This is a genomic window from Streptomyces sp. B1I3 (assembly GCF_030816615.1).
Lineage (GTDB): Bacteria > Actinomycetota > Actinomycetes > Streptomycetales > Streptomycetaceae > Streptomyces.
The window spans coordinates 5848328-5861373 of the sequence record NZ_JAUSYD010000001.1; the positions used below are offsets into that span (position 1 = coordinate 5848328).

Here is a 13046-nt window from a genome sequence, read left to right on the forward strand (position 1 = left end):
CGCCCCGGGGCCTCAGGAGCCGAGTCGACGCCTCAGGAGCCGAGCCGATGCCTCAGGCGTCGAGACCGATGGCGAAGGCCGCCTCGAGGTCGTGCTGCGAGTACGTACGGAAGGCGACATGGGTGTCGGTGCCCTCGACGCCGGGGATCTTGCTGATGCGGCCGGGGATGACGTCGGCCAGGTCGTCGTGCCTGGCCACCCGGACCATGGCGATCAGGTCGTACGTGCCGGTGACCGAGAAGACCTCGCTGACGCTGTCCAGCGCGGCGATGGCCTCGGCGATCTCGGGAATCCGGTCCACGCTGGTTTTGATGAGCACGATCGCGGTGATCACGGCTGGCTTTCTCCCTCGGTGGCCGTGGCTGGAGACTTCACTCTAGAGCCTCCCACCGGGGCCCCACCCCGGTAGCGTCCCCAGGCGTAGAGGAACCCGGCGGCGAACCCCGCCACGTGGGCGAGGTAGGCCACGCCCGGGCCGCTCCCCGCGCTCCGGGCGGCCAGCCACTGCAGTACGAACCAGAAGACGAGCACGACCCAGGCGGGGAAGCGCAGCGGCAGGAAGAACAGGAACGGGAAGAGGCTGGTGACCCGGGCGCGGGGGAAGAGGTACAGGAACGCGCCCAGTACCGCCGAGATCGCGCCCGACGCGCCCACCAGGGTCTGGTCCGAGCCGGAGTGCGCGACGGCGTAGACCACCAGGGCGAAGTAGCCGCAGCAGACGTAGAAGAAGGCGAATTCGACACGGCCCATGCGTTCCTCGGCCATCGCGCCGAACACGTACAGGAAGAGCATGTTGCCCAGCAGGTGCAGCCAGCTGCCGTGGACGAAGAGCGCGGTCAGCGGGGTGAGCAGCGCGTGTGCGGAGCCGGTCCGCAACTCACTGGGGATCACGCCCCACCGTTCGAAGTACCCGGCCTGGGCGGCCAGCAAGGCGTCCGTGCCGCCGCCGCGGGAAAGACCGAACCCGGAGAGCGGGCTGACCAGGAAGACGGCGCTGCACAGGGCGATGAGCCCGTACGTGACCGGTCCGCTGCCCGCCGCGGCAGCCGCCGCGACATCTCCGGCCCGCTTCCGCCAGTCGACATGCCGCCATTCGGTCACGTACAGAGCATGACGTACCGGGGGAGAACAGGACGGACCGCCTCGCCGTATTGAGGGGAATCCACAAGGCCGTAGGGTTGCCGCAGAACATCGCAGTTCGACGACGCACCGCGAGATCGAAGCCTGGTACGCACGAGACTCGACGAACGACGAAAGAGGACGCAACGATGACGACGGTTCCCCAGCCGACGGACGGGACCCGCTGGCGCTGCACGCTCTGCGGCAATCTCACCCGTTTCGATGTGACGCGCTCCTCCAAGGTCGTGGAGTACGTGCATCTCGACCTGGCCGGGGAGTCGAGTGTCGAGGAGCGCGAGGTGGTCAGTGAGACCATCGAGTCGGTGCGCTGCCGCTGGTGCAACGCGGTCGACCAGATCGAGCTGGTCGACAGGCCGGGTGCCGACTCCTGACGGGGCCGTGCGCACAGACATGTTGGGGTGATGGATGGTGGAGCAGCCGACAGGCGGCGCCGAACCGGCCGATGCGGCCGACGGCGTCGTGGAGTCGCTCGACCGTCCGCTGCCCGAGGGCGTACGCCGCAGGGTCGTGGCCCTGGTCTCCGAAGCCTTCGGCGGCCTGACAATCGCCGAACTCCCACCGCAGCTGCGGCAGTACGCCCGGTTCACCCCGAGCAGGCGGGTCAAGTTCGCGGGTAACGCGATGGCGGCCGCGCTGGAGAGCGATCCGGTGTTCCGCCGGCGCATCGGCGAGCGGATCGGCCGGAGCCAGCCTGAGCTGGCCGGACCCCTGGAGACCGGCGCGCCGCCCGCCGCGGCCGACCCCGTCGACGTGGCCGCGGCCGCCTACGTGCTCCGGCCGCCCGGCTGGGTCAAGCTGGTGACCGCCGCCGGCGAGGAGGCCCAGCGGGCCGACGCCGAGCGGGTGGACGAGGAGACGCGGCGCGAGCTGGAGAGGCTGCGCGAGGAGCTCGACCGGGCCCGTGCCCAGACCAGGAGCGAGACCGAACGGCTGCGCGCGGAGCTCGACGCCTCCCGCAAGGAGGCCGAATCCCTGCAGCGCAAACTGCGCAGTGCGCTCAGCGAGGTCAAGCGCGGCGAGGCCGCGCTGCGCAAGGGCGCGGCGGAGGCCGACGCCGTGCGCGCCGAGGCCGCCGCCCAGGTCTCCGCCGCGGAGAGCGAGTCCCGGCGCCTCAAGGCGCGCCTGGCCGAGGCGGAGGCCTCGGTGGAGGCGAGCCGCAGGGCGGCCAGGGAGGGGCGCTCCGTCGAGGACATGCGGCTCCGGCTGCTCCTGGACACCGTGCTCGACGCGGCCCAGGGGCTCCGTCGTGAGCTGGCCCTGCCGCCCTCCTCGATCCGCCCGGCCGACGGCGTCGAGGCCGTCGAGCCCGGCCGGATGTCACCGAAGGACATCGCGGCCAGGGCCCTTTCGGAGACCGATCCGGCCCTGCTCGACCAGTTGCTCGCCCTGCCGCAGGCCCACCTGATCGTCGACGGCTACAACGTCACCAAGACCGGCTATCCGCAGATGCCCCTGGAGAAGCAGCGGTTGCGTCTCCTGGGCGGGCTCTCCGTCCTCGCGGCGCAGACGGGGGCCGAGATGACCTGCGTGTTCGACGGTGCCGAGCTCGCGGCCCCGGTCCTGCTCGCCCCGCCACGCGGGGTGCGGGTCCTGTTCAGCAAGGCGGGGGTCACCGCGGACGAGCTGATCAGGCAACTGGCGCGTGCGGAACCGGTGGGCAGGCCCGTCGTGGTGGTGTCGACCGACCGCGAAGTGGCCGACGGTGTGGCGAAGGCCGGTGCCAGACCGGTCGCGTCCGCCTTGCTCCTCAAGCGCCTTTCGCGCGTCTAGTGCGAGATGTATGGCAATGGGCGGCTTGCCGGACTCCAGGGAACGTACCGTCAAATCCCGGCTACACGCCGTGTGATGAAAGTAAAGATGTGCCTGGTGTGACGAGATTTTTCCTGTGAGGATTTGAACTGATCACAAGATGGTCACTAGGGTCAGGCCTCGAACCTTCGCACGGTTGATTGCCCACCCGGGGTGACAGCGAAGGAACCGCCGAGTCCGTGACGTGCACGGAGCCGGGGATCCCCCTCCCCCCACAGCCCGGTAGGCGGCTCGAGGAAGAAGGAGCTCGCCTTCGTGGCGTCCCACCGTCGTCCCAAGCAGCCGAGCCGCACCCGCGTGACCGTGCTCACCGCGACCGCCGCTGCTGCCGTGGCCCTGACTTCCCAGGCCGCTCACGCCGACCCCAAGCCGACCAAGAGCGAGGTCAAGGCGAAGGTCGACAAGCTCTACCACGAGGCCGAGGTCGTCAACGAGAAGGCCAACGGCGCCAAGGAGCAGCAGGACAAGCTCAAGAAGCAGGTCGACGCGCTGCAGGACAAGGTCGCCCGCGGGCAGGAGGAGCTCAACACCCTGCGTGGCGAACTGGGTTCGCTCGCCACCGCGCAGTACCGCTCCGGTGGCCTCGACCCGTCCGTCCAGCTGCTGCTCTCCTCGGACCCGGACGACTTCCTCGAGCAGGCTTCCGCGCTCGACCAGCTGACGGCCAAGCAGGCCCAGTCGCTGCAGAAGATCCAGGCGAAGCAGCGCACGCTCGCGCAGCAGCGCAAGGAGGCGCAGGGCAAGCTCGACGACCTCGCCGAGGTCCGCAAGACGCTCAACGACAACAAGAAGAAGTACCAGGTCAAGCTGGCCGACGCCCGCCAGTTGCTGAACACCCTCACCGCCGCCGAGCGCGCCAAGATGGCCGCGGACGACCAGCGCGCCAGCCGTGCCGCCGGCGACCGGGTCGAGCTGGGCAACGAGGCCCCCGCGTCAGGCGTCGGCGCCGCGGCTCTCCAGGCCGCCGCCACGCAGATCGGCAAGCCGTACTTCCGAGGGGGCACCGGTCCCAACTCGTACGACTGCTCGGGTCTGACCCAGTGGGCCTTCGGCCAGGCGGGCGTCCAGATCAGCCGCACGACCTACACGCAGGTCAACGACGGTGTGCGGGTCGGCCGCAGCGCCCTGAAGCCGGGGGACCTGGTCTTCTTCAGCAACACCTCGCACGTCGGCATCTACGCCGGCAACAACCAGGTGCTGCACGCCCCGTACCCGGGCAAGAACGTCCGTTACGAGGCGATGGAGTACCTCGGGTCCTTCCAGTTCGGCGTGCGGATCGGCTGACGTCCGACCCGAACGGGCGAATCCCCGCGCCCCGCACCGACGGCCGCCCCGCCGGAGACCACAGGTCTCCGGCGGGGCGCCGCTGTTCGCCCCTCGCGCACCACCGGTACGGCCTCACGTCCTCCTGCAGGCGTCCGGTCACCGTCCGCGCTGCCGTGCGGCTCCCGGCCCCGGTCCGCCGTCCCGGGTGGCAGAAGTCGCCCACATCTGCGCGGAGTGGGGCGGCTTCCTGTCGCCGCCGTCTTCACACCGGCCCGTATGCGGGAAACGGCCGGCCACGCCCCGTACCCGGGGCGCCCCGGTGCCTCCGGTGCGCAACGACCCCCTCGGCCCGCTGCCCGTCTCCTCGGTCACCCGCGTCTGACCGTACGATCGGCAGGATGGCTGTTCGAACGCAGGACGCGCGACGGGGACGCACCCGCACACGGAGCGCGGCGGGTGCCGTGCTCGCCGGGCTGCTCCTCACGTCCGCCTGCGCCACCCCTGAGGACCCCGCGGCGGGGATCACCACCCAGGAGATCGGCGCCGCCCTGGACCGGCGCGCCGCCGCGGTCATGGAGCAGGACACCGACGCGTACCTGGCGGAGCTCGACCCCCGGGCCGCGTCGTTCCGGGCGGCGCAGCGCACGGAGCTGGGGAACCTGGCCGACGTACCCCTGGAGTCCTGGGCGTACGAGGTGAAGGACGTGACCGGCCGCGGCGCGGGCCGGGCCACCGCCCACGTCGAACTGCGCTACCGGATCAAGGGGTACGACAACGCCCCCATGACCGCCTCCCGCACGGTGGAACTGGTCCGCCGGGGCGAGGACGGGTCCTGGTACATCGCCGCCGACCGCGCCGGCGAGGACGCCCAGGAGCTGCTCTGGCAGCAGGGTGACGTGGAGGTGGTCCGGGGCGTCCACAGCCTCGTCCTGGCTGTCGGCCGCCGGGACGAGGAGCTGCGGCGGATCGCCGCCACCGCGGACCGGGCCGTACCGGCCGTCTCCGGTGCCTGGCCGGAGCCCTGGGCGAGGCGGGTGGTGGTGCTCGTCCCGCAGTCGGTGCAGGACATGGCGGGGCTCCTGGGCTCGCCCGCCGCTAGCTACCGGGGCATAGCGGCCGTCACCACCGGCGAGGTCGGCGGCACCGGCCGGGCGCCGGCGGACCGGGTCGTCGTCAACCCGGAGGCGTACGGGATGCTCGGCGAGTTCGGGCAGCGGGTCGTCCTCACCCACGAGACGACGCACGTGGCGACGCGGGCCGACACGTCCGCCGCCACCCCGGTCTGGCTGTCCGAGGGCTTCGCCGACTGGGCCGCCTACCGCCAGGAGAGCCGCACCGACCAGGAGATCGCCCCCGAGCTGGCCGAGGCGGTCCGGCTCGGCGAGCTGCCCGCGGCGCTGCCGGTGGACGAGGACTTCGGTTTCGGCGAGGACTCGGCGGAGCTGGCGAGGGCGTACGAGGGCGGCTGGCTGGCCTGCGCGCTGATCGCCCGGGATTGGGGCGAGGAAGAGCTGATCGCCTTCTACAGGGCCGTCGGGAGCCATTCAGGGCGGGACGGAGCGGTGGAGAAGGCCCTGCAGACGGTCCTCGGCACGACTCCGCAGGACTTCACGGCGCGCTGGCGGGAGTATCTGCGCGCCCGGCTCGGCTGACGCGCTCCACCTCGTCGCGTCCCCGGCCCGCCTTCGGCACGGTCTCCCGCCACAGGCGCCGTCCGGCGCTCACCGCCGCCGCGGCCAGCAGACCGTTGCGTACGGCCATCAGCGCCACCCCCTCCGCGTCACTGGCCACCACGTGCGCGAACCCCAGCGGGAACTCCAGCAGGGTGACACCGGTGGCCACCAGGACCAGGCACGCGGGCACCCCCATCCCGGTGCCCCGGAACACCAGGCACACCGAGCCGAGCCCGACCAGCCACACCATGTACTGCGGGCTGATGACCCGGCTAGTCACGGTGAACAGCAGCACCGCGGTGAACGCCGCGTCCGCCGGGGTGTGCACCGCGAACGTGCGGGCCCGCAGCCTCCACAGGAGCAGCCAGCCGAAGCCCAGCACGCTCAGGGCCAGGGCCAGCGTGCTCACCAGCGCCACGTGCGGTCCGGCGAACTCCATCGAGCCGTAGCGCAGCTCCACCCGGCCCTCCCAGCCGAACTGGCGCGCCACATGGAAGACCAGCGCCCCGAGCGACTCGACCTCCAGGCCCCGGTCCCGCTGGAACGACAGGAACGCGAACGCGCCCGGCAGGGCCACGGCGGCGGCGAGGACCAGCGCACCGGCCGACACCGCGGCGGCCGACCAGGCACGCCGTGTCGCCCGCCCGCGGGCCGTCCCGGCCAGCAGCAGCACCGGCCACACCTTCAGCAGCGCACCGAAGGCCGCCAGCGCGCCCAGGACCCGTGGGCGGCGTACCCCGGCCAGCAGTGCCGCCACCGCGACGGCCGTCACCATCAGGTCGTACCGCGCGTACACGGTGGGGCCGAGGAGCGGGACGCCCACCACCCACACCCACGCGCCGGCCCTCCGCGTGCCGGCGCGCCCGCCGGCGTGGAGCAGGAGCCCGAACGTCAGCACGTCACACACCAGTACGAGCACGAAGAAGGCGGACGCGTACTCCAGGAAGGGCAGCAACGCGGGGGAGAGGATCGCGAGGGCGGCGGCGGGCGGGTACTGCCACGTGACGTCGTCCAGCGGGTACGACCCGGCGCGCAGCACCTCGTACCACCCCCGGTAGATGCCCGAGACATCGCTCGTGACATCCGGCCCCGGCACCGTGAACGCGCGGGAGACCCGAAAAACGCAGAGCAGCAGCACCGCACGGGTGATGCCCCATACGGCGAGGGACAGACCCCGTCCGCTCGCCCCCGTCCTGACCTTCATGCCGGACATGATGCGCATCCCGCCTGTGCGGGAGCCGTCAGGCAGGGCCGTCCGGCCGCCCGGTACTGTCGGCGGCGATGGACAAGACGCTGATCGTGACGAACGACTTCCCGCCCCGCCCCGGCGGGATCCAGGCCTTCCTGCACAACATGGCACTGCGCCTGGACCCCGGCCGGCTCGTCGTCTACGCCTCCACCTGGAAGCGCGGCGCCGAGGGTGCCGAAGCCACCGCGGCCTTCGACGCCGAACAGCCCTTCACCGTCGTACGCGACCGCACGACGATGCTGCTGCCCACTCCCCGGGTGACCCGGCAGGCGGTCGGCCTCCTGCGCGCGCACGGCTGCTCCTCCGTGTGGTTCGGCGCGGCCGCCCCGCTCGGGCTGATGGCGCCGGCGCTACGGAGGGCCGGGGCACGCCGCATCGTGGCCACCACGCACGGGCACGAGGCGGGGTGGGCGCAGCTGCCCGCGTCACGGCAGCTGCTGCGGCGCATCGGCGAGGGCACGGACACGATCACCTACCTCGGGGAGTACACCCGGTCGAGGATCGCTCCCGCGCTCACCACGCGGGCCGCCGGCCGCATGGTGCAACTGCCGCCGGGGGTCGACGAGAAGACCTTCCACCCGGCCTCCGGCGGGGACCGCGTCAGGGCCCGGCTCGGGCTCACGGACCGGCCCGTCGTCGTGTGCGTGTCCCGCCTCGTCCCGCGCAAGGGCCAGGACACCCTCATCCTCGCCATGCCCGCCGTCCTGGCGCGGGAGCCGGAGGCCGTCCTGCTGATCGTCGGGGGCGGCCCGTACGCCCGGCAGTTGAGGAAACTGGCCGCCGAGACCGGTGTCCAGGACTCCGTGCGCTTCACCGGGCCGGTGCCCTGGGAGGAGCTGCCCGCGCACTACGGCGCCGGTGACGTGTTCGCCATGCCCTGCCGCACCCGGCGCGGCGGCCTCGACGTCGAGGGGCTGGGCATCGTGTACCTGGAGGCGTCCGCGACCGGACTGCCGGTGGTGGCGGGTGACTCGGGCGGCGCCCCGGACGCCGTCCTCGACGGCGAGACCGGATGGGTGGTGCGGGGCGGTTCGGCCGAGGAGTGTGCCGACCGGATCGTCACCCTGCTCGGCGACCAGGAGCTGCGCCGCCGGATGGGGGAGCGGGGCAGGGCCTGGGTCGAGGAGAAGTGGCGCTGGGACCTGCTCGCGGAGGAGCTGAAGGCGCTGCTCTGAGTGGCGTTCGGTACGGAGGAGGGCCCCGCACACCAGGTGTGCGGGGCCCTTCTCCGTACCGCGCTCAGCCGCGGTAGATCGACTCGACCTCGTCGGCGAAGTCCTTCGCCACGACGTTGCGCTTCAGCTTCAGCGACGGCGTGATGTGGCCCGCCTCCTCGGTGAACTGCGAGGACAGGATGCGGAACTTGCGCACCGACTCCGCCTTGGAGACCGCCGCGTTGCCGTCGTCCACCGCCCGCTGCACCTCGGCCAGCAGATCGGCGTCCTCGCGCAGCGACACCGCCGTCGAGCCGGCCGGCTTGCCGTTCTCCTCGGCCCAGCGGGAGAGGAACTCCTCGTCGAGGGTGACCAGGGCCCCGACGAACGGCCGTCCGTCGCCGACCACCATGCACTCGGCGACCAGGGCGTGGGCGCGGATCCGGTCCTCGATCACGGCGGGGGCGACGTTCTTGCCGCCCGCCGTGACGATGATCTCCTTCTTGCGCCCGGTGATCGCGAGGTAGCCGTCCTCGTCGAGCGTGCCGATGTCGCCGGTGTGGAACCAGCCGTCGGCCAGCGCCTCGGATGTCGCCGTCTCGTTCCCCCAGTACCCGGTGAACAGGTGCTCGCCGTGCAGCAGCACCTCGCCGTCGTCGGCGATCCGCACGACGGAGCCGGGCAGCGGCTGGCCGACCGTACCGATCTTCTGCCGGTCCCACGGGTTGAACGCCGTGGCCGCGCAGCTCTCGGTGAGGCCGTAGCCCTCGAGCACCGTGAAGCCGATGCCGCGGAAGAAGTGCCCGAGCCGCTCCCCCAGCGGCGCGCCGCCGGAGATCGCGTACTCGCCGCGGCCGCCGAGCACCGCGCGCAGCTTGCTGAACACCAGCTTGTCGAAGACCTTGTGCTTGACCTTCAGACCGACGGACGGCCCCTGGGGCGTGCCCAGCGCACGGCTGTACGCGATCGCCGTGTCGGCGGCCCGGTCGAAGATCCGGCCCTTGCCGTCGGCCTGTGCCTTGGCGCGCGCCGAGTTGTAGACCTTCTCGAAGACCCGCGGCACGCCCAGGATCAGCGTCGGCCGGAACGAGGCCAGCTCATCGGTGAGGTTCTTGATGTCCGGCACGCAGCCGAGCCTGATCGGGGCCATGACCGAGGCGACCTCGACCAGACGCCCGAAGACGTGCGCGGCGGGCAGGAAGAGCAGGACGGAGCACTCGCCGGTACGGAAGAGGGGCTTCAGCCGCTCCACCACGTTGCCGCACTCCGCGAAGAAGCTGCGGTGCGTCAGCACGCAGCCCTTGGGGCGCCCGGTCGTGCCCGAGGTGTAGACGATGGTGGCAGGGTCGTCGGCCTTGGCGCTCACCGTGCGCAGGTCCAGCGTCTCGCGGGACACCCCCGCGCCCGACGCCGTCAGCTCGGCGACGGCGCCCTTGTCGATCTGCCACACGTGCCGCAGGGCGGGCAGCAGATCGCGTACGGAGGCGACGGACCCGGCGTGGCCGTCGCTCTCGACGATGACCGCCACCGCGCCCGAGTCGCCCAGTATCCACTGGACCTGCTCGGGGGAACTGGTCTCGTACACGGGCACGGTGACCGCGCCCGCGCTCCAGATGGCGAAGTCCAGCAGCACCCATTCGAAGCGGGTGCGGGACATGAGGGCGACCCGGTCGCCGGGCTGGATGCCCGCCGCGATCAAGCCTCTGGCGGCCTCTTCGACCTCAGCCAGGAACTGTGTGGCCGTGACGTCCGTCCAGACGCCGGCCACCTTGCGGCTCATCACCGCGACATCGGGATGCTGAGCGGCGTTGCGGCGGATGAGATCCGTCAGGTTGCCGTCCGTAGGGACCTCGTACAGGGCCGGAAGGCTGAACTCGCGCAAGACTGCTGCTCCTCATCGGGCTCCGGTTCCACGGCTCTGTGTGACGCACCGGATCGGTCCAAAGACTGGCAGGTGCTCAGTGGGGTGAGCACGACTGGACTGCCCGGACGTTACCCACGAGTACTCGGTTCCCGATAGGGGGTTCCGGCCAGATGTCTTATGCATCACACATAGCGGTGGTCCTGGGGCGCACAGTAGTCCACTCCCGTTGCAACCGTGAAGTAACCGCAGGTCCGGTGGCCTCTACCCACTGCGAGCGGTCGGGATCTAGGGTGAACGCCATGCGAGGCACCGGACCGGACAGGCGGAAGAAGACCGCGACCAGCAGGACGCGTGTGCACGTGGTCAGCGACGTGCACGGCAACACCCGGGCGCTGGCCCGGGCCGGGGACGGCGCGGACGCCCTGATCTGCCTGGGCGACCTGGTGCTCTTCCTCGACTACGCCGACCACTCGCGCGGCATCTTCCCCGACCTCTTCGGCGTCGAGAACGCGGACCGCATCGTGGCCCTGCGCACCGCCCGGCGCTTCGAGGAGGCGCGGGCCTTCGGCCGGGACCTGTGGGCGGGCAGGGACCGCAACGCGGCGATCCTCGAAGGCGTCCGCAAGCAGTACGCCGAAATGTTCGCCGTCCTGCCCACTCCGACGTACGCGACCTACGGCAACGTCGACGTGCCCGCCCTCTGGCCCGAGTACGCCGGACCAGGCACCACCGTGCTCGACGGGGAGCGCGTCGAGATCGGCGGCCGTGTCTTCGGGTTCGTCGGCGGCGGTCTCAGGACCCCGATGAACACCCCGTACGAGATCGGCGACGAGGAGTACGCCGCCAAGGTCGAGGCGCTCGGCCCCGTGGACGTCCTGTGCTCCCACATCCCTCCGGAGGTCCCGGAGCTGACCTACGACACGGTGGCCCGCCGCTTCGAGCGGGGCAGCCGCGCGCTGCTGGACGCCATCCACCGCACCCGGCCCCGGTACGCGCTTTTCGGCCATGTCCACCAGCCGCTGGCCCGGCGGATGCGGATCGGCGTCACCGAGTGCGTGAACGTCGGCCACTTCGCCTCGACCGGGCGGCCCTGGGCCCTGGAATGGTGATCGGCTCCGCTTCCGGCCACGCGCCGGGGCATGGCCTGAGCGCCGCCGGGCACGCGATAGCCTGCACACGGCAGGCCTCTGCCGAACGCGACCGGTACACCGCACTGGAGGGCCACGGCGATGGCTGAACACACCAGCTCGAGCATCACGATCGAGGCGGCACCGGCCGACGTCATGGGAGTGATCGCCGACTTCGCCCGCTACCCGGAGTGGACCGGCGAGGTGAAGCAGGCCGAGATCCTCGCCACCGACGACCTGGGCCGCGCCGAGCAGGTCCGGCTGGTGCTGGACGCCGGGGCGATCAAGGACGACCACGTACTCGCCTACACCTGGAACGGCGAGGACCAGGTCAGCTGGACCCTCGTCAAGTCCCAGATGCTGCGCGCCCTCGACGGCAGTTACGCCCTGGCGCCCGTCGGCGGCGACCGCACCGAGGTCACCTACCGGCTCGCCGTGGACGTCAAGATCCCGCTCCTCGGCATGATCAAGCGCAAGGCCGAGAAGGTCATCATCGACCGCGCCCTTGCCGGACTGAAGAAGCGCGTCGAATCCGTCCAGAAGGCCTGACCGCGTGCGCACGGTCCTGGTCACCGGCCCCGGCGGCGCGGGCCGTACCACCGTCGCGGCAGCGACGGCGCTGGCCTCGGCCCGCGAGGGCCGGCGCACCCTCCTCGTCTCCGCCGACGCCGTCCCCGGCTTTCCGGCGGGCCCCGGACCGGCCGAGGTCACCGAGCGGCTCGACTTCGCCCGCATCGACTCCGCGGAGCACTTCAGGGACGAACTCCTCGCCCTCCAGGATCGGGCGTCGGGCGTGCTCGACCTGCTGGGCGCCAACCGGCTGGACGGCGAGGAACTCACCGAGCTGCCCGGCAGCGCCCAGCTCGCCCTCCTGCACACGCTGCGCAGGGCCGCCGAGGGCGACTGGTCGCAGAGCGGTTACGACACCCTGGTCGTCGACCTCCCCCCGCTGACCGAGGCCCTGGCCCTCCTCGCCCTGCCCGGGCAGCTGCGCCGCTACCTGCGCCGCCTCCTGCCCCGGGAACGCCAGGCGGCCCGCGCACTGCGGCCGCTGCTCGCGCAGTTCGCCGGCGTACCCATGCCCGCCCAGTGGCTGTACGAGGCCGCCACCCGCAAGGATGCCGAGCTGGCAGCGGTCGAGTCCCTGCTCGGCGACGCCGCTACGACCGTGCGGCTGGTCGCCGAACCGGGGCCCGCCGCCGACGACGCCCTGCGCGCCGCCCGCACGGGACTGGCCCTGCACGGGCTCCGCGTCGACGCGGTCGTGGCCAACCGGGTGCTGCCCCGGCACTCGCCCGACCCCTGGTTCGCCGGCCTCGCGGCCCAGCAGGAGAAGTGCCTGGGCCGCTGGCACCAGGAGTGGGCACCCGGCACACCCGTGCACGAAGCCGGCCACCTCGGCCGCGACCCGCGGACCCCCGGCGAACTCGCCCTCGCGGGCGCCGTCCCGGCACCGGACCACCGGGAGCCGGGACACGCCGACGGCCCCTGGTGGACCGAGGACAGCGGTGACGGCGTCCTCGTCTGGTGCCTGCCGCTGCCCGGAGCCGTCAAGGAGGAGCTCCGGCTCGTCCGGCGCGGTCAGGAACTGCTCATCGGGGCGGGCCCGTTCCACCGGATCGTCCGCCTGGAGTCCGCGCTGCGCCGTTGCACGGTCTCCGGCGCCGCCCTGGCCGAGGGCGTCCTGCGTGTCCGGTTCACGCCTGACCCGGCGCTCTGGCCGCGGACACGATGAACGGCGTACCACCGTTCGGGTAACGTCGG

General features: G+C 72.1%; 12 protein-coding genes. 8 read left to right on the forward strand and 4 right to left on the reverse strand.

The features are described from left to right. Nucleotides 1–52 precede the first annotated feature (52 nt). Both QFZ58_RS26570 and QFZ58_RS26575 read right to left on the reverse strand, forming a co-directional pair. Nucleotides 53–334: an Lrp/AsnC family transcriptional regulator gene (locus tag QFZ58_RS26570; RefSeq protein ID WP_003969641.1), complete on the reverse strand. Its 282-nt coding sequence runs from the start codon at nt 332–334 to the stop codon at nt 53–55. Then, a complete protein-coding gene (locus QFZ58_RS26575; RefSeq protein ID WP_307127419.1) occupies nt 331–1101 on the reverse strand; it encodes a rhomboid family intramembrane serine protease in 771 nt (256 codons plus the stop codon). The genes QFZ58_RS26570 and QFZ58_RS26575 overlap by 4 nt, the downstream gene beginning before the upstream one ends. Before the next feature lie 167 nt (nt 1102–1268). Here QFZ58_RS26575 and QFZ58_RS26580 point away from each other — a divergent pair, with 167 nt between their 5' ends. The 4 genes from QFZ58_RS26580 to QFZ58_RS26595 all read left to right on the forward strand — a co-directional run bounded on the left by QFZ58_RS26580 (nt 1269) and on the right by QFZ58_RS26595 (nt 5867). After that, nucleotides 1269–1511 (forward strand): hypothetical protein, encoded by a 243-nt coding sequence (locus QFZ58_RS26580; RefSeq protein ID WP_014156692.1) that lies wholly within the window; start codon nt 1269–1271, stop codon nt 1509–1511. A gap of 37 nt (nt 1512–1548) precedes the next feature. Further along, nucleotides 1549–2910 (forward strand): NYN domain-containing protein, encoded by a 1362-nt coding sequence (locus tag QFZ58_RS26585; protein WP_307128998.1) that lies wholly within the window; start codon nt 1549–1551, stop codon nt 2908–2910. A 294-nt stretch (nt 2911–3204) separates the two neighbouring features. Next, entirely contained in the window at nt 3205–4233 is a 1029-nt protein-coding gene (locus tag QFZ58_RS26590; RefSeq protein WP_307127420.1) for an NlpC/P60 family protein, read from the forward strand. Nucleotides 4234–4613: 380 nt separating this feature from the next. Then, nucleotides 4614–5867: a hypothetical protein gene (locus QFZ58_RS26595; protein ID WP_307127421.1), complete on the forward strand. Its 1254-nt coding sequence runs from the start codon at nt 4614–4616 to the stop codon at nt 5865–5867. Here the strand turns inward: QFZ58_RS26595 and QFZ58_RS26600 are convergent. Beyond that, a complete protein-coding gene (locus QFZ58_RS26600) occupies nt 5824–7092 on the reverse strand; it encodes a glycosyltransferase family 87 protein (protein WP_307127422.1) in 1269 nt (422 codons plus the stop codon). The genes QFZ58_RS26595 and QFZ58_RS26600 overlap by 44 nt on opposite strands. Before the next feature lie 77 nt (nt 7093–7169). Here QFZ58_RS26600 and QFZ58_RS26605 point away from each other — a divergent pair, with 77 nt between their 5' ends. After that, nucleotides 7170–8312, forward strand: coding sequence for a glycosyltransferase family 4 protein (locus QFZ58_RS26605; RefSeq protein WP_307127423.1), 1143 nt, complete (start codon nt 7170–7172; stop codon nt 8310–8312). 64 nt (nt 8313–8376) lie between these two features. Here QFZ58_RS26605 and QFZ58_RS26610 read toward each other — a convergent pair whose 3' ends face one another. After that, entirely contained in the window at nt 8377–10173 is a 1797-nt protein-coding gene (locus QFZ58_RS26610) for a long-chain fatty acid--CoA ligase (protein ID WP_307127424.1), read from the reverse strand. A gap of 281 nt (nt 10174–10454) precedes the next feature. On the opposite strand from QFZ58_RS26610, the gene QFZ58_RS26615 reads away from it, so the two are divergent. The 3 genes from QFZ58_RS26615 to QFZ58_RS26625 all read left to right on the forward strand — a co-directional run bounded on the left by QFZ58_RS26615 (nt 10455) and on the right by QFZ58_RS26625 (nt 13017). After that, nucleotides 10455–11264, forward strand: coding sequence for a metallophosphoesterase (locus QFZ58_RS26615; RefSeq protein WP_307127425.1), 810 nt, complete (start codon nt 10455–10457; stop codon nt 11262–11264). Nucleotides 11265–11384: 120 nt separating this feature from the next. Continuing rightward, on the forward strand, nt 11385–11831 hold the full coding sequence (locus tag QFZ58_RS26620) for an SRPBCC family protein (protein ID WP_307127426.1): 447 nt from the start codon (nt 11385–11387) through the stop codon (nt 11829–11831). A gap of 4 nt (nt 11832–11835) precedes the next feature. Then, entirely contained in the window at nt 11836–13017 is a 1182-nt protein-coding gene (locus tag QFZ58_RS26625) for an ArsA family ATPase (protein WP_307127427.1), read from the forward strand. The last annotated feature ends 29 nt before the right edge of the window (nt 13018–13046 follow it).

What these genes read in the sequence shown, in the direction of transcription:
- QFZ58_RS26605 (WP_307127423.1), top strand. Translation starts at nt 7,170, where the DNA reads ATGGACAAGACGCTGATCGTGACGAACGACTTCCCGCCCCGCCCCGGC.
- QFZ58_RS26615 (WP_307127425.1), top strand. Translation starts at nt 10,455, where the DNA reads ATGCGAGGCACCGGACCGGACAGGCGGAAGAAGACCGCGACCAGCAGG.
- QFZ58_RS26600 (WP_307127422.1), bottom strand. Translation starts at nt 7,092, where the DNA reads ATGAAGGTCAGGACGGGGGCGAGCGGACGGGGTCTGTCCCTCGCCGTA.
- QFZ58_RS26580 (WP_014156692.1), top strand. Translation starts at nt 1,269, where the DNA reads ATGACGACGGTTCCCCAGCCGACGGACGGGACCCGCTGGCGCTGCACG.
- QFZ58_RS26620 (WP_307127426.1), top strand. Translation starts at nt 11,385, where the DNA reads ATGGCTGAACACACCAGCTCGAGCATCACGATCGAGGCGGCACCGGCC.
- QFZ58_RS26595 (WP_307127421.1), top strand. Translation starts at nt 4,614, where the DNA reads ATGGCTGTTCGAACGCAGGACGCGCGACGGGGACGCACCCGCACACGG.